Origin of the sequence: Dickeya sp. ws52, assembly GCF_007210685.1 — a bacterium.
In the GTDB taxonomy this organism is placed as follows: Bacteria; Pseudomonadota; Gammaproteobacteria; order Enterobacterales; family Enterobacteriaceae; genus Dickeya; species Dickeya chrysanthemi.
Map to the genome: position 1 here is coordinate 18,779 of NZ_SZVX01000029.1, position 20,252 is coordinate 39,030.

Sequence of the window (20,252 nt, forward strand, 5' to 3'; positions counted from 1 at the left end):
TTGCAAACCGTCTTCCTGATTTTATTTCGATTGCAGCAACCGGTGCGATGCCGTGCGGCCTGCGTCGCATTCCCTGGTTTTGGGACTCGTATTTTCTGACTGCCTGCGGAGTAATGCCTGGGTTTTCGCTCAGGGAGGAAAAGCGATGCGATATCAATACGCGCTGGCGGCAGTGTGGTTTTTAGTGAGCGGTTTTGCCAACGCGACGCCTTGTCCGGCATGGTCGTCGGCGCGCGCTGAACGGGAGGTAGCCCAACTGGGGCAACAACTCACGCAGTGGGACAATGCGTATTACGAGCAGGGCCGGAGTCCGGTAGACGATCAGATTTATGACCAGTTGCGTCAAACGCTGGCCACCTGGCAACGCTGTTTTCAGTCGGATACCGAACGTTTTGCAATACGCCTGTCGTCAACAGGTAAGCAATCACATCCGGTGGTGCATACCGGCCTGAAAAAACTGTCTGAACCAACCGAGTTGAAACAGTGGGTGGCTCGGCATGATGGCTTATGGGTACAACCCAAGATCGATGGCGTAGCGGTGACGCTGGTCTACGAACAAGGGAAACTGGTGAGTGCCGTCAGTCGCGGCAATGGGCGTCAGGGCGAAGACTGGACCGATAAGGTACGCCAGATTAACGCGGTGCCGCAGGCGCTCTCCGGCATGTCCGGCCGCCAGATTTTTCAGGGTGAGTTGTATTTGCCGGTAACGGAACACCGGCAGTACGTGTCCGGCGGCATCAATGCGCGGGCGCAGGTGGCGGGTGAAATGCGGCGAAAGCAGCCGTCGCCGCTGTTGTCCCGCCTTGGCGTATTTATCTGGGCCTGGCCGGACGGCCTGGCAGACATGCCGACGCGGCTGGCGAAATTACGGGAGATGGGGTTTGGGCTGACCGCAGATTACACACAAGCCATTTCCTCTCTGGAGGCGGCGGCACAGTGGCGTGAGCGCTGGTATCGTGCGCCGCTGCCGTTTGTAACCGATGGCGTCGTGTTACGCCAGGCGAAGGAGCCGGCCGGTCGTTACTGGCAGGATACCCCGGCGGAATGGGCCGTGGCCTGGAAATACCCGTTGATGAATCAGGTGACGGAGGTCACCGGCGTTGATGTTGAAATAGGACGTACCGGCAGAATGACTGTGGTACTGCAACTGCAATCGGTCATGCTGGATGACAAGAGCGTGAGTCGGGTCAATCTCGGCTCGGTTGGTCGCTGGCGACAATGGGATGTTTTACCGGGGGATCGGGTCAGCATCAGTCTGGCGGGGTTGGGGATTCCCCGGCTTGACGCAGTGGTATGGCGCGCAGCGGTGCGAGAGTCGATAACCGTTCCGGCTGTATCGCCTTTTGATGTTTTCAGTTGTTTGCAATGGAGTCGGGAGTGCCAGCCGCAGTTTCTGGCTCGGCTGGTATGGATGAGCGGTCGCAACGGGTTGTCGCTCAGCGGCATCAGCGAAGCGACCTGGCGGCGCCTGGTGCAGCGCGGCACGCTGGCCGACGTGGTGTCCTGGCTGGCGCTGGAGCCCGCTCAGTTGGCGGCGGCCGGTGATTTCAACGAACAACAGGCGGCGCGGATTTATCGCCAGTTACAGCAGGCGCGCCGCCAGCCATTGCGGCGCTGGCTGCTGGCATTAGGATTACCCGTGCCCTCCAGCGCCCGGTATGCGTTGGAGGGGGCCTCGCTCGAACAGTTGCAGCAACGCTCAATCGTGGAGTGGCAGCAGTTTTCCGGTATCGGCGCTCGGCGAGCACAACGCATTCGGGATTTTCTGCATCACCCGGAAATTGTCCGCCAACTGGCATGGCTCAATGAACAAGGCGTGAAATCATGATGAGAATAATTACGCCGGCAGAAAATAATGGCGATCTTCAGATAATAACCAGAGTGATGAATTGAATGGGAAATAGCCGGAATAGCCAACATAAAAATAGAAATAACATGAAAAACCAATTCGTCGATATTAATGGGAAAAATGGAATCCAGGAGTGGCGTCTGTCTTATTTTTTTGTGCTATTCACGCATTGATTGCAGGGATAAATAAATCGCTTAAAAGATATTTAACTATTTATGTAAATTTTTTTCAGGGAAAGCGAGATGTGACATAAGAAAAAACGGAGTGCGCTGATGGTGTATGAACTTTCGAAAAGATCGTCAGTCTGTTTACAGGATATTTTACCTCTGGAGCATAGCCTGTAATGAGATTTCTGCTGGCATTATCTCAATCTGGATTGTCTTGGTTGCTGGCAATTTATATTGGCCTGTTTTTGAATCTGCCGATTTTTTATCGGCGGGTCGATGCATTCCCGTTTTTTACTGAAAGCCCGATCGCCAGATATATTCCTCTGCTGGTGGAGTCGATGGCTTGTATTCTGTTTACCTTTTTCTTGATGCGGCTTCTGTCGCTCGGCGGGCGTCGTTTTTTTCGTGTAGTGGCGTCGCTATTGGTATTGATTTCAGTGGCCGCCAGCTACTACATGACTTTTTTTAATGTTGTGATTGGTTACGGCATTATTGCAGCGGTAATGACCACGGATATTGATTTATCCAAAGAGGTGGTTGGGCTGTCTTTTGTGCTGTGGGTGGCGGCGTTCAGTATTCCACCGATATTTATCATCTGGAAAAACCGCCTGCAGCAAACGCTGATTGAACAATTACGTATTCAGCGACGTCGCTATGTTGCGCTGCTGGGTCTGGCGGTGTCAGCCGCATTGGTCTGGTTGCCGCTGCGCTACCTGGATCAGATGAACACCTCGGCAGAGAAACTCTCCAACCAGGATTTACCCAGTTATGGCGGGGTGGTCGCCCATTCTTATTTACCCGCCAACTGGTTGTCTGCATTAGGTTTGTTTGCCTATGCCCGCTATGACGAAAATCAGGATGATGGCGATCTCTTCGATCCCAGCGAGCAATTTACTTATCAGGCGCCGACGGGCATCGACGACACTTACGTGGTGTTCATCATTGGTGAAACCACCCGCTGGGATCACCTCGGGCTGCTGGGCTACGAGCGCAATACTACGCCGCAACTGGCGAAAGAACCGAATTTGCTGGCGTTTCGCGGCCAGTCTTGCGATACCTCCACCAAATTGTCGATGCGTTGTATGTTTGTGCGCGAAGGTGGGACGTCCGATAATCCGCAACGTACGCTACGGGAACAGAATATCTTTGCCGTCATGAAGTCGCTGGGGTTCTCATCCGAACTGTTCGCGATGCAGAGCGAAGTCTGGTTCTATAACAACATTCAGGCCGACAATTACGCCTTTCGTGAAATGATTGCCTCGGAAAAGCGCAATGAAGGGAAAGCGGTGGACGACATGCTATTGGTTGATGAAATGTCGCAGTCGCTGGCGCGTTATCCTAATGGTAAGCACCTGGTGGTGCTGCACACCAAAGGTTCCCATTATCTGTATTCAATGCGTTATCCGCGCAGCTATGCCCGTTATCAGCCGGAGTGCATGGGGGTGGATGCTTCCTGTTCCCGCGAGCAGTTGATTAACGCCTTCGATAACAGCGTGTTGTATACCGATGCCTTCATCAAACGGGTGATTGATCAACTGCGTGATAAAAAGGCGTTGCTGGTGTATTCCTCCGATCACGGTGAATCGATTGACGATAACTACCATTTGCACGGTACACCGCGCCAACTGGCGCCGCCGGAGCAGTTCCGTTCGCCGGTTATGCTATGGGCTTCGGACAAATATCTGGCGCAGCCGCGTAATCAACAAGCGTTTGAGCGGCTGCGGGTGCAACAACAGCAAGGTAAGGTGCTGCGGCATGAGGAGATTTTCGATTCCATGCTGGGTTGCCTGGGGTATACCTCGCCGGATGGGGGCATTCAGACAAAAAATAACTGGTGTGATGCGCCGGATCGCGGCTAGCGCTGTGTAGCGGCGTAACGGGCGTTTAGGCTGGCTGGGCGGTGCTTTACCGCCGTGTCGGACACTTTGTCGTCAACCTGTTGGCTTTTATGAAAAAGGGATTGACGCTATGATAGGGGCGCAGTAATATGCGCCCCGCATTCGGTGAGTGGCGCAGCCTGGTAGCGCACTTCGTTCGGGACGAAGGGGTCGGAGGTTCGAATCCTCTCTCACCGACCATTTTTAAACGGTAATGCCCGATTGCCGTTAACATGAAACTCGCATCTTTCAGATAGCGAGTTTTTTTGTTTCTACTGTTTGTGGTGGTGATTTTTTAACCTTACCTCTCCGTTTTCAGGTCTGTCCCTTCTAAATTCGGCTCCAGATGTTATTTCCCCTGATGATTAAACGTAATCCTTCTCATTTTTAGGCGAGTATTTGCCGAGGTTGGTTGTTTAATTGTTTGTTTAAATTTTATTTTTTATCCGCTATGGCAGGTTTTGGCTGTCTTTTACCTTTTTTTACATAGAACGGGTAGGAAAACCTGTTTTGTTGTAAAAGCATTAGGCGTTTTAATCTTGATGAATGAATAAAAGGTGAAAAAAACGGCACGGGGAAATGCAATGGCGGTATGGGCGTTGGCGGCAAGCGTGAAATCACGGACGTGGCGAAATAGCGTCACTGCCTCAATTGAGCCAGCGCTTTTTCGGCCTCTGCGCGTCGGCCCTGGTCGGCAATTTCACGCCCTGGGCGCGGCGTGGTTGCCAGCGCGGTAGTCAGGTATTGTCTGGCCTCACTTTTGCGCCCTGTTTTCAGCAGAAAGTCGCCGTAGAAGAAATTGGCGTCAATGCTGGCGGGACTGATTTTCAATGCGGTTTTGAGATAGCGCTCTGCTTTTTTGTCATCACCAAACCCCAGCGGCCAGCCCGGCACCTGATAGTAAAGCACGCCGAGAATAGTGTAAGCCGCGCCGTTCAAGGCCTGCGGGTCAAGCACGATGGCTTTTTCCAGCAAATTTTTGGCCTGCCCGGCCAGATTGAGCGCTTCCATGCCGTCTTTAACGCCCGCCCAGCTACTCTCCACCATGGCGGACCAGATCAGATAATCCGCCCGTGTGGGGTGGTTTTCCGCCAGTTCCTGCGCTTGCTGGCTCAGCGCGGCGAAGCAGGCTTCTTTCTGACTCGCCGGCGTTTTGTACTGGCAGACCGACCATTGCCGATGGATATCCATCGACATGTCGCTGGCATAGACCATGTCGGCCGCCAGTAATCCGCCGAGCAGTAGCACCATTGATCGCAGAGTCATGCCTGATTTTCCTATTTTTTTTGCGATGTTATATAACGCTGGATAACGGCTAACTGGCGCCGGATGGCGTTATCCACCACGGTGGGCACCAATGCATTTAGCGCAACAAACACTTTTTCAGGCCATCCCAGCCACTGGCGCACGGTTTCACGCTCCAGTGCGCTCACGATACGCTCGGCTACCAGGATGGGGCTGTCACTGTGGTAACCCAATTCCTGATTCAGGCCGCTGACGGCGGGCTGATTGTCCTGGGTATCCACAAACCTTGGCGCCAGGTGCAACACTTTAACTTTTTTAGATGACAATTCGCGGTGCAGCGCTTCACTAAATCCACGCAAGGCAAATTTACTGGCGCAATATACGCTGTACCCTGGGTAGCCGATGCTATCCAGCGTGGAGCCAATGTTCATAATGATGCCGGGTGTATTGAGGCACTCGAGCATCGCGTGCGTCAGTAGGATCGGCGCTTCGGTATTGAGCATTAACTGCTGGCGAATGGTGTCGTGGCTTTGCTCGTTAAATAAGCTGAATGTTGATGTGCCTGCATTATTAATCAGCACGTCCAGCCTGACGTTCTCCGGAAAACACTCCGCCAGCGCGTTGCGATCCTGTTCGTTACAGAGATCAGCCAGCAAGATATTGTGATGACCGGCGTCAGGCAGCCTGCGCTGTAACGCCAGCAATGCCTGTTCGTTACGGCCGACCAAATACAGCCTGGCGCCTTTGGCGGCCAGCGCCAGCGCCAGTTCCTGGCCCAGGTTGCTGCTGGCGCCGGTCAGTAGAATACGTTTGTTGTCGAGTTTCATGTCTTAGTGCTCCGTGAGGCTGCGCAGCATATCACCGTACAGCCGATAAACCACGTGAGCGGCGTGGATGATGGCGGCCTGATCGGCTGAGTCGTTAATGTTGTCCATCAGTGCGGCGAAGCACGGTTGCAGCGTCTGATTCGTCGGTGCCCGCGATGGCGATTGACCGGTAGTGCTGGTCGTAATGTTGAGATTAAGGCCTTCCAGCACGTGCATCAGGCCGAAGACGCTCATCGGGTTGCCGCGCTGGATCTGATCGTAAAAATAGGCGGCCATCCACTCTATCCACTGCGCGACCGCACGCTGGCGCCAGGTATCCATTTCAACGCCACAGGCGCGAATTTTGCGGCGAAGCGATACCTTGTAATCATTTTCGGCGTCGATGTACGCCGTCATCGCCTGGCGGGCCCACTCCTGATGCAGGGGGACGCGCATACTCGCAGCCATCAACAGCGGCACGGTATAGCTGACGTGGTGGTAAATCTGCGTCAGAAAAGTAACGTACATTTCTGCGGTAATGGTCCCCTGACGGCAGGCGTGAATGACGGGAGCGGACATCATCAATTGTTGCGATGTTGAGGTGGCGGATTGCAGTTGTTGATAAAAGTTCATGTCTTAACTCCTGAATGGCGCGTTGACAGTCGTGGAGGCGGCCGCTGAGGATGCGATGGTGTCATGCTAACGGGGGAGCATTAAGAGAGACTTAAGACGACTAAAAAAACGCCTTACTGTAGGATTTGTCGCTGAAATCTGCCGGTGATGTTGAAATCCAATAGGATGTCGGTATCCGGTATAATCGGCGTCCTGATAAGCCACGACGAACGGAGAATAAGCATGTCGACATCGCGCCGCGCGCATCAACTGGCGATTCTGGTGGTAATGACCAGCGCCTCGTTGGTGGGGCTGGTTCAGGGATATTCCATCCCGCTGGTGACGCTGAAACTGACGGCGCTGGGATACGGTTCCGCACTGACCGGCATGATGTCCGCGTTACCGGCGATCGGCGTGTTCGTCTCTTCCTGGGTGGCGGCGCCGGTAGCGATGCGCTGGCCGGTAGGCCGGTTGCTGGCGCTGTCGACATGGGGAATGGGGATCAGCCTGACGTTATCGTTTTATCTGGACAACGTGGTGCTGTTGGCGGCGCCGCGTTTTTTGATGGGTTTTTGCTGCGGGCTGATTATCGTTATCGGCGAGTCCTGGGTCAGCGGCCATACCGCCGAGCACCGTCGGGGCGTATTGGTCGGCTTGTATGCCACTGCGTTTACCGGCCTGCAACTGCTGGGGCCGCTGCTGATTTCATTGACCGGCCAGGAAGACCCGACCGGATTGTGGCTGATTCTGGCACTGCATGGCCTGTGCCTGCTGATGGTGCCCGGTGCGTCTTTTTCCGGGCTGGCGTTGAGCGCCCATCGGCAACATAACCTGTTTTCACTGTTGCTGGCCGCCCCCGCGCTGGCTACGGCGGTGTTTGCCTTTGCCTTTTTTGACGGCGCGGTGCTGTCGATGCTGCCGTTGTACGGCATGGCGCACGGCTATGAGGAATCTTTGGCGGTGCTGCTGGTCACCGTGCTGTTTATCGGTGATGCGTTGTTGCAGGTGCCGCTGGGGTGGGTTTCCGACAAGCTGGGCACGGTGCGGGTGCATGTGGTTTGCGGGGGGCTGTTCGTGCTGATGTTGGCCGGCTTGCCGTTTAGCTACGGCACCGACTGGGTGTGGGCGAACGTTTTTCTGCTGGGCGCGGTGGCGGGCAGTCTTTATACCCTGTCGCTGGTGCGTGCGGGCAAACAGTTCAGCGGCGTCGATCTGGTGGCGATCAACGCCTTGTTCGGCGTGTTGTGGGGCGTCGGCAGCTTCAGCGGTCCGCTGGTGAGCGGCTCGCTGATGCAATGGTACGGCCGTGATGGGTTGATCATCATGTTGGCATTGCTGGGGCTGCTGTTTCTGGCCGCCAACATGCTTCCCGCGACGCGGCGGTGCGTGGGTGGCGCGGTGCGTGCGGAAGCGGTCGAGTAGCGTTGTAGTAGTGGTGACTCACCGGAGGAGAAAATGGATCGTCTGGCAACACTGGAAACCTTTGTTTGTGTGTACGAGAGCGGGTCCTTTTCTGCGGCGTCGCGCCGTTTGGGTATCGGGCAACCTGCTATCTCCAAAGCCATTATGCAGCTTGAGCAGCAACTGGCGGTCAAACTGTTGCTGCGCTCCACCCGTGGCCTGACGCCCACCGAGGCCGGGCAGCGATTCTATGGGCAGGTTGCTCCGGCGTTGCAACAACTGCACGATGCGCAGGACGAGGTGCGTGGCGGCAACGGCGAGCTGAGCGGTTATTTGCGGGTGTCGGCGCCGGTGACGTTTGCCCGGTTGCATGTGCTGCCCCATTTGCATGTGTTTATGTCGCAGCATCCGCAACTAAAGGTGGACACCATTTTGGATGATCGCCCGGTGGATCTGATCGCCGAAGGCATTGACGTGGCGCTGCGGCTGGGCGACCTGAAAGATTCCGGGGTGACTGCCCGAAAGATGGGCTCGGCGCCGATGCGGTTGCTGGCTACGCCGGCGTATTTTGCCGCCCACGGCCTACCAGCCTCGCCCGAGGCGCTGGAAAACCACGACGCGGTGCTTTACCTGCAAGCCGATACTCCCGGCAACTGGCGGTTTCGCCGGGATGACCGACAATGCCAGGTTACGCTGTCTGGGCGTATCCGCACTACGGCGGCGGAAGGCGTGCGGGAAGCGGTGCTGGCGGGCAACGGCCTGACGGTGGCGTCGGCATGGATGTTTGCGCCGGAGCTGGCGAGCGGCGTAGTAGTGACGGCGCTGACCGACTGGCATATCGGCGTGATGGATCTGTGGGCTGTTTACCCCGGCGGCCGATTGACGTCGGCCCGCGCCCGGGCGTTCACCGAATTTGTGGTTCAGCATCTGTCTACGCCTGTCTGATCCCCTCTCTCCTCTATTCCATTCTGGAATAAATCTTATGGCTGATGGCGCTCTTCTGCGCTGAAGTGGCGTTACCTATGCTGAACCCTGTCCCCCATGTCGTGCCGAGTGACGGTGCCTTTGGCCTGAGGGGAAAGCAACCTTCAGACAGGCAACTACGGAGATGACCATGAGCACAGTATCTTACAGCGATGACACCGTACGGACGGGTAAACCGTTGATTTTTGCCATGGCGGCCGCCAGCGGTGTGGCGGTCGCCAATATCTATTACAACCAGCCGATGCTCGGCCTGATGACCGCCGGCTTTCCCGGCAGCGACGCGACGTCCCTGATCCCCACCGCCACCCAGCTCGGTTATGCGCTGGGATTGCTGATGCTGGTGCCGCTGGGCGACAAGTTTGAACGGCGACGGCTGATCGTCTGGCAATTTTTGTTGCTGGCGCTGGCTTCAGGGCTGGCGGCGTTGGCGCCATCGGCACCGGTATTGCTGTTGGCGTCGGTATTGATTGGCATCGGCGCGACGGTGGCGCAGCAGATTGTGCCGGTTGCGGCGATGGTGGCGGGCGAAGGGCAGCGCGGCGCAGTGGTCGGCACCGTGATGAGCGGATTATTGAGCGGTATTCTGCTTAGCCGGACGTTGGCCGGGCTGGTGGCGGATGCCGCCGGGTGGCGCGCTATGTTTTGGCTGAGCGTGCCGCTGGCACTGGCTGGCGCGGCGCTGATGGGGCGTATGCTGCCCGCACTGCCGTCATCATCCGCGCTGTCCTGGCGTTCGCTGATGCGTTCACTGTTGACGCTGTGGCGCGCGGAGCCGGCATTGCGTCGCGCCACCTGGATTCAGGGGGCGCTGTTCGCATCGTTTAGCGCGTTCTGGAGCATTCTGGCGTTGTATCTCGCCAGCGGCAGTCATCCGCTGGGAGCCGCGGCGGCTGGCCTGTTCGGCGTCATTGGCGTGGCAGGTATTACCGCTGCACCGGTGGCCGGCCGGCTGGCGGATCGCATCGGTAGCCGACCGGTGATTCTGCTGGGGGCGTTGCTCACGTTGCTGGCGTGGGGCGTGTTTGGTCTGTGGGGCGCGCTGGCGGGCCTAATGGTCGGAGTGATACTGCTGGATCTCGGGGTACAGAGTGCGTTGATCGCTCATCAGCATGTGATTTATGGGCTGCAACCAGCCGCACGCGGTCGTATCAATACGCTGTTCATGGGCGGTATGTTCCTGGGTGGGGCGTTGGGTTCCAGCGGTGCGATGGCGGCCTGGCAGGCCGGCGGCTGGCTACCGGTAACGCTGTTTGCCGACGGGGTTGCGTTGCTGGCGCTGGTGGCGGCCAGCCGTCGTTAATCACGAGCGGGGTCCACCCATGACGGCCATGCCCTAAAGATTTGAGCTTGACCATGCAGCAACCGGGAGAATCCTCCCGGTTGCTGATAACCGTCAACGGCCGGGTGAGCCATTAAGCCAACGGCTCTGCGACTCGACGCATTACAGCGCGTAGCGCACCGGCAGCAGCGCGGTGCGATCCACCGATTCGTTGAGGCGCTTCATCACGGCATCGTACGGACACAGGGTGCCGACATCGGTTTTCTGGCAACCGTTGATTGAGAATTCGCTGCGCAGCGGCGGATGGTCGTTATCCAACGTGGTCAACCCGCGAATCTGGTCCAGCGATTGCGCCTGAAAGTAGATGCGCACGAAGCGTTGACCGGACTGCGCGTTGCGCCAGCGCTCGAAGATCAGGCTGCCGGCGGGCGGGATATTGCCGCGCGGGTAGTCGCCCATCTGCCAGGTGAAGCCCAGCATGGCACGCAGTTTCGCGATGTTGGTATCGTGCGCCACGTATAGCAGCCATTTGGCATCGGGTGGGGCATCCTCCTGATGTCGTTCCGGGTTAAGCGCCAGGGCTATCTGGTTCATCAGTATCGAACCGCCGCGCCGTGCCACATAGGGCAGGTCGTTGGTGAAATCGTAGTTGGCGGTCAACAGCGGCATCAGCGCCGCCACCGCGGCAGCGGTCCCGGCATTGCCGAAGGCCACCTGGCCGAGCGGGTTGTTATTGCTGTAGGACAAGCGGATGGTTTCCGCCATATTGGCCAGCGCTTCCGGACCGTGCAGCGAGATATTCCCTTTCTTACTTTCTTTCACTTCCCATTTGGCGCTGAACGCCGGGCAAGCGGTATCCGGCAGGCAGACCGCCTGTTTCAGGCGATCGATGGCCGGTTGCCACTCCGCCTGAATTTGTTCGGCGCTTTTACCCTGCATCGCGTTTTGCAAAGAGGCTTTCACCTGTTCCTGATCCATCTGCACGCCGGCCGTCTCGGCATGGAACAATGTGTCGTTGTCTTCACTCTCCGGGCCGCGAATCACCACGCCGCAACCGGGGAATACACCATCCATCAGCGCCATGGCGGTTTCCTGCGTGCGTTGCAGCGGGCTGGCCCAGACAAACACGTCGCCGGGCGTCGGGCAATTCTGACTAAGTAACCCGTGCTGACGCAGGTACTGCCCTTCGTACTGGCCTTTTAGCACGGCCGCCGCGTAGCCGTGGCCGGTCAGTTCGCCGTAATGGGTCAGCCAGGTCGGCCAGTTGCGGCCGGTGCCTTCCTGAATGGTTTTAACGTTGCCTTCGGTCGGCGGGCGAACGCCATGACGGCTGACTTCCACGACTTTTTCCAGCGTCCAGCCCGACGGGGTCGTTTCCGCCTGCGCCGCCAGCCAGGGCAACGCCGACACCAACAACCCGGCAACGATCTTGCGTGTGAACAACATAATTAATCCTCAGGTAGATGCCTTTTGGCTACCGCCAAGGCTAAGCGATGGTGGTGGCAGGAAGAATATTTTTTCTATGTAAGAATCGTGGGTTTTCTTTCAATTTGTAAACAAAATTGTTGAAGAGAAAATATCACTTTCACCCTGAACACGATGAAATGAAAAAAGAAAAGTCTGAATCATAAAACTGTCTTTTTTTTGCCGGCCTGTTGTCACAGACCGATTTTAGGCTTGGCGGATTGATAGCGGGTGGGATTTATGGAGACATCATGACGGTCAATAAAAAACCGACGCGGGTTAACCACGGCAGATTTTGGGGCATGAGGTTGATCAGGGTAGGGTTTATTGCTCCGTTGCTGATCCCATTATGGCTATTTTGGGTAATCCCTTTTTTTTGCAGCCTGTATATCAGCTTCACCGACTGGGATTATATTTCGCCGGATTATCATCTCGTCGGTATGGATAATTATCGTGATGTGTTGCACAGCGATGATTTTGCCGGCGCGCTGGGGCATACGTTGGTATTCGCCGTGGCGGTGGTCATCCCGGTCGTCGTGCTGGGGCTGGGTTTTGCACTGCTGCTGCATCGCCAGTGCCGCGGGCAGCGCGGCTATCAGGCGATGATCTTTTCTCCGTGGATTACCCCGACGGTGGCGGTATCCGTGGTGTGGTCATGGGTGTTTGATTCCCGCGCCGGGCTGGCTAATCAACTACTCGGTCTGTTCGGTTACGCCGGCGTGCCCTGGCTGGAGCAGCCGGGCAGCGCCATGCTGGCGGTGGTGACGGTCACGATATGGCAAGGCATCGGCTGGACGATGATGCTCTTTATCACTGCGCTTAACCGCATTCCCGCCGACTTATACGACGCCGCACGGCTGGACGGCGGTAGCCGCGCCAGGCGGCTGTTAATCATCACACTGCCGCTGATTTCTCCCACCACTTTTTTCCTGTTGGTCGTCAATCTGGTGAATGCCGTTCAGGCATTCGATCAATTTCAAATGCTGACGCAGGGCGGCCCCGGCAACAGCACCCGCACGCTGATGTACCTGTTTTACCAGCAGGCGTTTCAGCAGTTCAGTATGGGGCCGGCCGCCGCCACCGCGGTAATGATCCTGCTGTTGGCGGGCTCGCTGTCGCTGGTCAACACGCTGGTTGCCCGCCGCTGGGTATACTTTTAAGGAGCATGGCTATGGTGTCGTCGCCAGTCACGATTGCCAAACCGACGATTGCTTCATCCAGGCGTCGTGCCGTTTTTCCCGCCCAGGCGCTGCTGAAACACCTGTTATTGATGGTGGCCGGTTTGCTGATGGTGTTCCCGTTTGTGTGGATGCTGTCCGGCGCGCTGAAAACCAATGACGAGATTTTCCGCCATCCGCTGCAACTGTTGCCGTCGCGCCCCGATTTTTCTTCATTCGCTACCGTATGGCGCGATACGCATTTCGGCTTGTTTATGTACAACAGCCTGACGGTGGCGCTGCTGACATCGCTGCTGGTGGTGAGCAACAGCGTGCTGTTTGCTTATGCCGTCGTCCAACTGCGCGGTAAAACCAGCCGTCTGCTCTATGGCATGGTGATGGTGTGCTATATGTTGCCCGGCGCGGTGACCTATATTCCCTGTTACATCATTCTGGCTAAATTGCATTTGCTGGATAGCCATACCGGGCTGATCTTTTCCAACGCAGTCAGTGCGATGGGGGTGTTTTATTTGCATCAGGCGCTGAAAAAAATTCATCCGTCATTAATGGAAGCGGCGCGTATCGACGGTGCCGGAGAATGGACGTTGCTGCGCACGATGGTGCTGCCGCAAATAAAGCCGGTGCTGGCTACGTTATTTCTGCTTATTTTTATCACCAATTACAACAGCTATATGTGGCCCAGTCTGGTGATTACGTCACCTGCGCTGAATTTAATTTCTATCGGTATCCGGCAGTATTTTATTTCCGGAGGCGATTATGGTTTTAACTGGTCGAATATTATGGCGGCCAGCGCCATTGTCGTGATGCCGATGCTGATTTTATTCCTGTTATGCCAACGAATTATCCTGTCCGGCTTTTCCGATAGTGGAGTGAAAGAATAATGATGACCGTACGCAAAGGGCTGTGGCGTGTGGGCGGTGCGCTGTGCGTGCTGTTGCTGATCACACCGGCACAGGCCGTCACTGAGGTGAACTTCTGGTATTCCGGCGGTACTAAACCGCAAAAGATGATGCTGACGCTGATCGACGAATTTAACCGTAGTCAGGATCAATACGTGGTGAAAAGCGCATTACAGGGTAATTACGATGAAACCTGGCAAAAATTGCAGGCCGGCATGGCGGCGAAAAACGCCCCGGCGTTCGCGCTGTTGACCGCCTTGCAGGGAACGGCGCTGGCGGAGCGCAAACTGTTGCGCGATATGCGCCCTTACATGGATAGCCGCTTCCGTTTCACCGATTTTATCGGTGCGTTCCGCCGTCAGGTTACCCGGCCGGACGGCAGCGTTTACGGCTTGCCTGCCTACGGCACAACGCAGGTGCTTTACTACAACCAGGCGGTGCTGGCGCAGCACGGCTTTACGCCGGATGACCTGAAAACCTGGCAAGGACTGGCGAACGTGGCGGCGGCGGTCACCCGGAAAGACGCCGGCGGCAACACCCAGTATTACGGTTGGGAGCCGATGTGGGGGCCGGGCAATCTGATGGACGCCGCGTTGTCCAACGGCGGGCGCATCCTCAGCGAAGACGGCAAAAAAGTGCTGATCGATTCGCCGGCATGGGTGGAGGTGTGGGACAGCTTCCGCCGCTGGATTCATGAAGACCGTATCATGCGTATCTACCACGGCGGCCAGGGCTGGGAGTACTGGTATAAAACCATCGACGATGTGATGAAAGATCGGGCGTTCGGGTATACCGGCTCATCCGGCGATCAGGGCGATCTTGATTTTCAGCGGCTGGCGGCGTTGCCTCAACCGGGTTGGGGCAACAATCCGGCGGCGCCGCAGGCGGGCGCGCTGGTATTTGTGATGCCGACCGACGCGCCGGACGCGGCGGCGAAGGGCGCTTTTGCGTTTATGCGTTTTTACACCAGCGCCGCCAATACCGCCCGCTGGTCAATGTTCACGGGTTATATTCCGGTACGCGAAAGCGTATTGCAGGACGCGGGCTACCAGAAATACGTCGCCGCCAACCCGCAGGCCGCCGTGCCGGTGCAGCAGGCGAAATCCGCCAGTATGGATTTTATCGACCCGACCAAAGGCAAAATTCTGGACGCGCTGACCGTTGCCGCCGATCAGGTGGAAATCGAGAACAAACCGGCGCAGCAGGCATTGACCGACGCGGCCCGTAAAGCGCAGAAAGCGCTGGATCGCATCAATGAATAAGCCGGGGCTGACGCTGGCTGGTTGCCTGACGGCGGGGCGTGGGCAGGTGGAATTTTGCGTGCCGGAAGGGATCGACGGCCTGACGCTGACCGCGCTCAACCGCAACAAAAGCTACCTGTACGCGTTTGTCTACGACGCCGGTCAGCAACTGCGCGCCAATCTGCTGATTGAACCGACCGCCAAGTCGGTGACTATCGCCAAGTCGGTGACTATCGCCGCCCAGCGGGCGCTGCCGTTGGGCGGCATACCGGGGCCATTGCCTGCAGGAACGTGGCGGTTGGCGCTGTGCAGCATTCCGGCGCAGGCCAATCACCCAACTCAGGCGGATTACGACATCACCGTGGCGTTCGATGCGCCGTTGCCGCCGCCGGACGACCTGCCGCTGACGGTGGCGTTACGCGGCGATCATCAGGTGTGTTTTGATTATTCCGCCTGCTTTGAACCGGCGTCCCGTTGGTATCGCGGCGACTTGCACGCCCACACCCGGCTGTCGGACGGGCACAACAGCCTGGCGGCGGCGAGAGCGCTGGCGCAAGCGCAGCAGCTTGATTTTCTGTTCCTGACCGAACATAACCTCTGCCATCCGGCGCTGCCGGCCGGAGGCCGTACCCTGTTCCTGCCCGCACTGGAGGTGACCACCGATATCGGTCACTTCAATGTGCATGGCCCGCGCCGGGTACTGATGCTGCACGAGGGGGACATCACGCCGGAGGCGCTGATCCGTCAAGGGTTGTCGTTGAATGCCACCGGCGACGGCAGCATCAGCATCAACCATCCGATGATGCCGCCGTGGCACTGGCAGTATGCGGCGATGCCGCTGGCGCGCATCAACACGCTGGAAGTCTGTTGCGACCCAAGCTGGCCGACGTCGGCCGCCGCTACCGAACGAGCATTGCAGATGCTGAGCACGTTGTGGAACGGCGGCTGGCGTATCGCCGCCGTCGGCGGCAGCGATTGTCATCTGCGGCCGGACGAACGCTATGAGGGCGCCACCCAGCCTTCGGTATACGGCGACCCGACGACGCTGGTGTTTGCCCACGGTCTGAGCGGCGACGCTATTCTGCATGGCTTGCGTCAGGGGCGGGTGTATATCGATAGGCAGTGCGGCCTGCGTTTCCGGTTCGACGACGGTGAGGTGTTGCCGGGGCAGAATGTCGGCGCGCGCACGGTGCAGGCGACCCTCGCCATCGAAGATGATCGACCGGGTTACCTGGCGGAATGTATCGCGGGGGGCGGCGTGATTGCACGCCATGCGCTGGGGCGCGACGAGGTGAGCTTTACGCTGCCGCTGACCAACTGGCCGTGGTGTCGCATCGATATTCGTGCGCCGGGCGGCGGTTTTGCCGGGCTGATCAATCCGCTGTATAACGGCGCTCATCCGATTTTCGCTAGCCAGACCTTTACCACCTGGGGCGAAGCCGCCGCCCGGTTGCCGCGCTAATGCCGGATGACGGGCTGTCGGCGTCATCGCGTCGGGTAATCGCCGGATAATGGAGCAGGCGACGGTGGGCAGCGGGTGGTGCCTCGCCGTGATTAATGGCATAGTCGGCGCCACCTTCGGACGAAAGACATCAACGACGCTCTGATGATGCCCATGTCATTATTATCACGCTGGGGCGGCTGGCTGGAGCGCAGTCAAACCGCCCTCTATCTGCTGACCATGCTGGTCGCCGCCGTGCTGGCGTGGCGCTGGCCGCCCTCGGACGCACTGGCGCAGGCGATTAACCCCGCGCTGGCGCTGATGCTGTTCGCCACCTTTCTGCAATTGCCGTTGTCCCGCCTGCTGGCGGCGTTGGCCCATTTGCGTTTTATGCTGGCGCTGGTGGCGACGAATTTTGTGGCGATACCGCTGCTGGTGGCGTTGCTGCTGCGCCTGTGGCCACTGGAGCCGCTGGTGGCGGTGGGCGTCGCTATCGTGCTGCTGTGCCCGTGCGTCGATTATGTGGTGACTTTTTCGCATCAGGGCGGCGCGGATTCCCGCTTACTGCTGGCGGCGACGCCGGTTTTGCTGGTGTTGCAGATGTTGCTGCTGCCGTTGTGGTTGCCGCTGCTGTTGCCGCGGACCACCGTGCTCAACATCGACGCGACGCCTTTCCTGCACGCGTTCATCGTGCTGATGGCGTTGCCGCTGTTGCTGGCTGCTGCCGTTCAGCGCTGGGCGGCGCACTACCCTGCCGGTGCAGTGGTGACCGGCTGGCTCGGGTTGTTGCCGGTGCCGGCCACCGCGCTGGTGCTGGCGCTGATTATGGCGTTTGTGGTGCCGCGGTTGGGGCTGGCGACCGGCGCGGTACGGCAGGCATTGCCGGTTTATCTGTTGTTTGCCGTGCTGGCGCCGGCGTTGGGCTGGTTGATGGCGAGGTTGTGGTTGCTGCCGGCTCCCTCGGGCCGCGCACTGGTATTCAGCGGCGCGACCCGCAATGCACTGGTGATTTTACCGCTGGCGCTGGCGATACCGGATGCGCTGCCGGTGATACCGGCGGTGGTGGTGACGCAAACACTGGTGGAGCTGTTGGCGGAACTGGTTTATATCCGCTGGGTGCCGCGCCTGCGTTTTACGGGCGGACAATCACATTCGACCGGGCGATCTGAACAATAATCACCGAACACCCGATCGGCGTATGGCATGAGGTCGGCCGACATGCCGGGGCGTTACAGCGTCAGGCGCATCGTCATCAGTTCCAGCCCCTGATTACCGAACGGGGCGGTGGCGATGATGTGAAAACCGAGTGACTGGTAACAGCGCCGTGCGCTGTGGTTATGGCTATCCCCGTCATACTTCGAGTTGCAGGTGCGTTGGCTTTCCTCGCTCACCCCGGTCACTTACTTGAGTAAGCTCCCGGGGATTCGCTGCGTCGCCGCCTTCCTGCAACTCGAATTATTTTGGGTATAAACACCGACAGAGATAGCGATACGGCTTGCGCCTTAAATCGCTCCACCGCCTGTCGAATGGCGGCTTGCAACATCGTGCGCGCCAGCCCGCGCCCACGGTACGCCGGGTCGATAAACACCCGGCACAGCCGGCTGTGGTGCGGCTCCACCTGAGACAGCTCGACAAATCCCACGATGTCGCCCTGATGTTCAAACAGATACGGCACAAACTGCGGATTAGCCAGATGCTCGCTAATCTGCGCGAGGGTGATCGGAAACGCATAGGTGGGCCCGCCCCACAGCAGATTCAGTTCGGCATTGTCTATCCAGCGAATCAGGCGCGGGTAATCCGCCGGCGTAAAATCGATAAGCATCGGGGCGTTTCCTTACGGTTTAAGTAACCGGCGGCTGGCGGCTTCGCCGGCTTGCAGGTAGCGAGCCATCTCGTCTTCCGGCACCATGCCGCCGCCGGTGGCCCAGATAACATGGGTGCCTTGCCGGCAACGCTGCGGCGTCAGCGGCGCACGCCGGCGGTAGCCCTGATCTTCCTGCAACAGACGCAAAAAACCCGGTGCGCCCGCCAGTGCAGACGGCTCCAGCAGAATCTGCTGGGTGTCGTGCATCACATGCAGTAGCGCCAGCATCTCGTCATCCGGCAGCGTGTAGTAACCGTCGATCAGCCGCTGCATGGCGTTGCCGACAAAGCCGGACGGGCGACCGACCGCCAGCCCGTCGGCGGTGGTGCGGTTGCTGATGCCGAAATCCTGCACCGCCAGTTGATCGTGCAGGCCGGTGTAGACGCCCATCAGCATACAGGGAGATTCGGTCGGTTCGGCGAAAATGCAGTGGACGTGATCGCCAAACGCCAGTTTCAGCCCGAAGCTGATGCCGCCGGGCGCACCGCCGACGCCGCACGGCAGATAAACGAACAGCGGGTGCTCGGCATCCACCACCCGGCCCTGCGCGGCAAACTGTGCTTTTAGCCGTTCCCCCGCCACCGCGTAACCCAGAAACAGCGAGGTGGAATTTTCATCGTCGATAAAGTGGCAACTCGGGTCGGACAAGGCTTCCCGGCGACCTTGCGCCACCGCCTGGCCGTAATCGCCGTCATACTCCACCACCCGCACGCCGTGCGCGCGCAGCCGGTCTTTCTTCCACTGCCGGGCATCGGCGGACATGTGCACCGTGGTATCAAACCCCAGCCGGGCGCTGGCGATGCCGATCGACATCCCCAGATTGCCGGTGGAGCCGACCGCGACTTTGTGGCGACGAAACCACTGTTGGCAGTCGTTGTCCAGCAGGCGGCGATAGTCATCGCTTTCTTGCAGCAGGCCGTGGCGCAACGCCAGTTGTTCGGCGTGGTACAACACCTCGTAGATGCCGCCGCGCGCTTTGACCGAACCCGCCACCGGCAAGTGGCTGTCCAGCTTCAGCAACACTGACGGTGGCGCATCCAGCCCCGCCTGGCGGGCGATCGCCGCGGCAAACGCCGGCACCGGCACCAGTTCGGACTCGATGATGCCGCCGCTGGCTTCCAGCTCCGGGAACGCCTGGCGCAGAAAGGGCGCGAACCGTTGCAAACGCCGGCTGGCGTCGGCTACGTCGGCACCGGTTAACGGCACGTCGCCCAGCGCATCATGCACGGAAACCGTCGCCGGATTAAACCAGCACACCGGCTGGCGATTAATCAGCGGCTCCAGCAGCGGAAAGTCGCGGAACCATTGCGGTAAGGATTTACCGTATACGGCGTCGGCCATCGTCGTTGTCTCCTGTAAACGGCGGGTGTACCGCCGCAGTAAACCCGACCTGGAAAAAGGCCGGCATAAACGGATAAATATCATTCATATATTTTGAAATATATCTGCAAATAAACCCGATTTTAACGTCGCGGCAACAGGTCTATTATCACTTCCATCGAAAGCGAAGACGCTTTAAAAAAGAAAATTAACCGAATTCAACGTGAAGGATATTGACCATGAACGCTATCAAAAATATTGTTGCAGTTATCGCCCTGGCTACCGTTTCTTTTGGTTCTTTCGCCGCGACCACATCCACTGCGACTGAAGTACAGCAATCCGCCAGCCAGTCCATCGGCAGCATCAGCGCCACCGCCGCGACGCTGGACGGTTTGCAGGCCAGCCTGTCTGAAAAAGCGAGTGCCGCCGGCGCCAAATCGTTCCGCATTATCTCTGCCACCGGCAACGATAACCAACTGCGCGGCGTGGCGGAACTGTACAACTAATCACATCGATATTAATCACATCGATATCACATGCAGCAATGGCCGCCAATTGGCTAACACCGATCGGTTAAGCAAATGATCGGTTGAACGATCCAGTGGGTAGACGACAATAGCCTCAT

General features: G+C 58.1%; 18 protein-coding genes and 1 tRNA gene. 12 read left to right on the plus strand and 7 right to left on the minus strand.

The genetic code is table 11. The features are described 5' to 3' along the window. Window positions 1-145 precede the first annotated feature (145 nt). The 3 genes from ligB (at window position 146) to FDP13_RS20180 (ending at window position 4,094) form a co-directional block, all read left to right on the plus strand. Window positions 146-1,828 (plus strand): NAD-dependent DNA ligase LigB, encoded by a 1,683-nt coding sequence (gene ligB, locus FDP13_RS20170; RefSeq protein WP_143840271.1) that lies wholly within the window; start codon window positions 146-148, stop codon window positions 1,826-1,828. Between the two features lie 364 nt (window positions 1,829-2,192). Beyond that, entirely contained in the window at window positions 2,193-3,875 is a 1,683-nt protein-coding gene (gene eptB, locus FDP13_RS20175) for a kdo(2)-lipid A phosphoethanolamine 7''-transferase (RefSeq protein ID WP_143840272.1), read from the plus strand. A 142-nt stretch (window positions 3,876-4,017) separates the two neighbouring features. Further along, window positions 4,018-4,094, plus strand: a tRNA-Pro gene (locus FDP13_RS20180). Between the two features lie 438 nt (window positions 4,095-4,532). Here the strand turns inward: FDP13_RS20180 and FDP13_RS20185 are convergent. Genes FDP13_RS20185 through FDP13_RS20195 form a run of 3 tightly spaced genes read right to left on the minus strand, consistent with a single transcriptional unit; the run spans window position 4,533 to window position 6,577 of the window. Beyond that, window positions 4,533-5,159, minus strand: a complete 627-nt coding sequence (locus tag FDP13_RS20185; RefSeq protein WP_015848432.1) for a tetratricopeptide repeat protein — start codon at window positions 5,157-5,159, stop codon at window positions 4,533-4,535. An 11-nt stretch (window positions 5,160-5,170) separates the two neighbouring features. Continuing rightward, the gene (locus FDP13_RS20190; protein WP_033576576.1) at window positions 5,171-5,965 is read right to left on the minus strand and encodes an SDR family oxidoreductase; all 795 of its coding nucleotides are present in this window, start codon (window positions 5,963-5,965) and stop codon (window positions 5,171-5,173) included. A 3-nt stretch (window positions 5,966-5,968) separates the two neighbouring features. Beyond that, window positions 5,969-6,577: a long-chain-fatty-acid--CoA ligase gene (locus FDP13_RS20195; RefSeq protein WP_033576577.1), complete on the minus strand. Its 609-nt coding sequence runs from the start codon at window positions 6,575-6,577 to the stop codon at window positions 5,969-5,971. 222 nt (window positions 6,578-6,799) lie between these two features. Between FDP13_RS20195 and FDP13_RS20200 the strand changes: the two genes are divergently transcribed. The 3 genes from FDP13_RS20200 to FDP13_RS20210 all read left to right on the plus strand — a co-directional run bounded on the left by FDP13_RS20200 (window position 6,800) and on the right by FDP13_RS20210 (window position 10,241). Further along, entirely contained in the window at window positions 6,800-7,978 is a 1,179-nt protein-coding gene (locus FDP13_RS20200) for an MFS transporter (RefSeq protein WP_143840273.1), read from the plus strand. A gap of 33 nt (window positions 7,979-8,011) precedes the next feature. Then, window positions 8,012-8,902: a LysR family transcriptional regulator gene (locus FDP13_RS20205; protein WP_143840274.1), complete on the plus strand. Its 891-nt coding sequence runs from the start codon at window positions 8,012-8,014 to the stop codon at window positions 8,900-8,902. A 169-nt stretch (window positions 8,903-9,071) separates the two neighbouring features. Further along, window positions 9,072-10,241 (plus strand): MFS transporter, encoded by a 1,170-nt coding sequence (locus FDP13_RS20210; RefSeq protein WP_143840275.1) that lies wholly within the window; start codon window positions 9,072-9,074, stop codon window positions 10,239-10,241. 141 nt (window positions 10,242-10,382) lie between these two features. Here FDP13_RS20210 and FDP13_RS20215 read toward each other — a convergent pair whose 3' ends face one another. Beyond that, window positions 10,383-11,666, minus strand: coding sequence for a histidine-type phosphatase (locus FDP13_RS20215; RefSeq protein ID WP_143840276.1), 1,284 nt, complete (start codon window positions 11,664-11,666; stop codon window positions 10,383-10,385). 269 nt (window positions 11,667-11,935) lie between these two features. On the opposite strand from FDP13_RS20215, the gene FDP13_RS20220 reads away from it, so the two are divergent. The 5 genes from FDP13_RS20220 (at window position 11,936) to FDP13_RS20240 (ending at window position 17,619) form a co-directional block, all read left to right on the plus strand. Next, entirely contained in the window at window positions 11,936-12,844 is a 909-nt protein-coding gene (locus tag FDP13_RS20220) for a carbohydrate ABC transporter permease (protein ID WP_143840277.1), read from the plus strand. Window positions 12,845-12,855: 11 nt separating this feature from the next. Next, on the plus strand, window positions 12,856-13,743 hold the full coding sequence (locus tag FDP13_RS20225; RefSeq protein ID WP_015848424.1) for a carbohydrate ABC transporter permease: 888 nt from the start codon (window positions 12,856-12,858) through the stop codon (window positions 13,741-13,743). Then, on the plus strand, window positions 13,743-15,023 hold the full coding sequence (locus FDP13_RS20230; protein WP_143840278.1) for an extracellular solute-binding protein: 1,281 nt from the start codon (window positions 13,743-13,745) through the stop codon (window positions 15,021-15,023). Before FDP13_RS20225 ends, FDP13_RS20230 begins: the two co-directional genes overlap by 1 nt. Further along, a complete protein-coding gene (locus FDP13_RS20235) occupies window positions 15,016-16,464 on the plus strand; it encodes a CehA/McbA family metallohydrolase (RefSeq protein WP_143840279.1) in 1,449 nt (482 codons plus the stop codon). The genes FDP13_RS20230 and FDP13_RS20235 overlap by 8 nt, the downstream gene beginning before the upstream one ends. Before the next feature lie 147 nt (window positions 16,465-16,611). Continuing rightward, window positions 16,612-17,619 carry an arsenic resistance protein gene (locus tag FDP13_RS20240; protein ID WP_143840282.1) on the plus strand — a complete coding sequence of 336 codons (1,008 nt, stop codon included), beginning with the start codon at window positions 16,612-16,614 and terminating at the stop codon, window positions 17,617-17,619. Window positions 17,620-17,672: 53 nt separating this feature from the next. Here FDP13_RS20240 and FDP13_RS20245 read toward each other — a convergent pair whose 3' ends face one another. Genes FDP13_RS20245 through FDP13_RS20255 form a run of 3 tightly spaced genes read right to left on the minus strand, consistent with a single transcriptional unit; the run spans window position 17,673 to window position 19,648 of the window. Next, window positions 17,673-17,834: a hypothetical protein gene (locus FDP13_RS20245; protein ID WP_234424451.1), complete on the minus strand. Its 162-nt coding sequence runs from the start codon at window positions 17,832-17,834 to the stop codon at window positions 17,673-17,675. 5 nt (window positions 17,835-17,839) lie between these two features. After that, a complete protein-coding gene (locus FDP13_RS20250) occupies window positions 17,840-18,265 on the minus strand; it encodes a GNAT family N-acetyltransferase (RefSeq protein WP_143840280.1) in 426 nt (141 codons plus the stop codon). 12 nt (window positions 18,266-18,277) lie between these two features. Continuing rightward, window positions 18,278-19,648, minus strand: coding sequence for a D-serine ammonia-lyase (locus FDP13_RS20255; RefSeq protein WP_143840281.1), 1,371 nt, complete (start codon window positions 19,646-19,648; stop codon window positions 18,278-18,280). A 218-nt stretch (window positions 19,649-19,866) separates the two neighbouring features. Between FDP13_RS20255 and FDP13_RS20260 the strand changes: the two genes are divergently transcribed. Then, a complete protein-coding gene (locus FDP13_RS20260; RefSeq protein WP_033576585.1) occupies window positions 19,867-20,133 on the plus strand; it encodes a DUF1471 domain-containing protein in 267 nt (88 codons plus the stop codon). Window positions 20,134-20,252 lie beyond the last annotated feature (119 nt).

Bases quoted from the DNA above. Each gene is read 5' to 3' on its own strand.
- ligB (WP_143840271.1), top strand. From the start codon at position 146: ATGCGATATCAATACGCGCTGGCGGCAGTGTGGTTTTTAGTGAGCGGT.
- eptB (WP_143840272.1), top strand. From the start codon at position 2,193: ATGAGATTTCTGCTGGCATTATCTCAATCTGGATTGTCTTGGTTGCTG.
- FDP13_RS20185 (WP_015848432.1), bottom strand. From the start codon at position 5,159: ATGACTCTGCGATCAATGGTGCTACTGCTCGGCGGATTACTGGCGGCC.
- FDP13_RS20190 (WP_033576576.1), bottom strand. From the start codon at position 5,965: ATGAAACTCGACAACAAACGTATTCTACTGACCGGCGCCAGCAGCAAC.
- FDP13_RS20195 (WP_033576577.1), bottom strand. From the start codon at position 6,577: ATGAACTTTTATCAACAACTGCAATCCGCCACCTCAACATCGCAACAA.
- FDP13_RS20200 (WP_143840273.1), top strand. From the start codon at position 6,800: ATGTCGACATCGCGCCGCGCGCATCAACTGGCGATTCTGGTGGTAATG.
- FDP13_RS20205 (WP_143840274.1), top strand. From the start codon at position 8,012: ATGGATCGTCTGGCAACACTGGAAACCTTTGTTTGTGTGTACGAGAGC.
- FDP13_RS20210 (WP_143840275.1), top strand. From the start codon at position 9,072: ATGAGCACAGTATCTTACAGCGATGACACCGTACGGACGGGTAAACCG.
- FDP13_RS20215 (WP_143840276.1), bottom strand. From the start codon at position 11,666: ATGTTGTTCACACGCAAGATCGTTGCCGGGTTGTTGGTGTCGGCGTTG.
- FDP13_RS20220 (WP_143840277.1), top strand. From the start codon at position 11,936: ATGACGGTCAATAAAAAACCGACGCGGGTTAACCACGGCAGATTTTGG.
- FDP13_RS20225 (WP_015848424.1), top strand. From the start codon at position 12,856: ATGGTGTCGTCGCCAGTCACGATTGCCAAACCGACGATTGCTTCATCC.
- FDP13_RS20230 (WP_143840278.1), top strand. From the start codon at position 13,743: ATGATGACCGTACGCAAAGGGCTGTGGCGTGTGGGCGGTGCGCTGTGC.
- FDP13_RS20235 (WP_143840279.1), top strand. From the start codon at position 15,016: ATGAATAAGCCGGGGCTGACGCTGGCTGGTTGCCTGACGGCGGGGCGT.
- FDP13_RS20240 (WP_143840282.1), top strand. From the start codon at position 16,612: ATGCCCATGTCATTATTATCACGCTGGGGCGGCTGGCTGGAGCGCAGT.
- FDP13_RS20250 (WP_143840280.1), bottom strand. From the start codon at position 18,265: ATGCTTATCGATTTTACGCCGGCGGATTACCCGCGCCTGATTCGCTGG.
- FDP13_RS20255 (WP_143840281.1), bottom strand. From the start codon at position 19,648: ATGGCCGACGCCGTATACGGTAAATCCTTACCGCAATGGTTCCGCGAC.
- FDP13_RS20260 (WP_033576585.1), top strand. From the start codon at position 19,867: ATGAACGCTATCAAAAATATTGTTGCAGTTATCGCCCTGGCTACCGTT.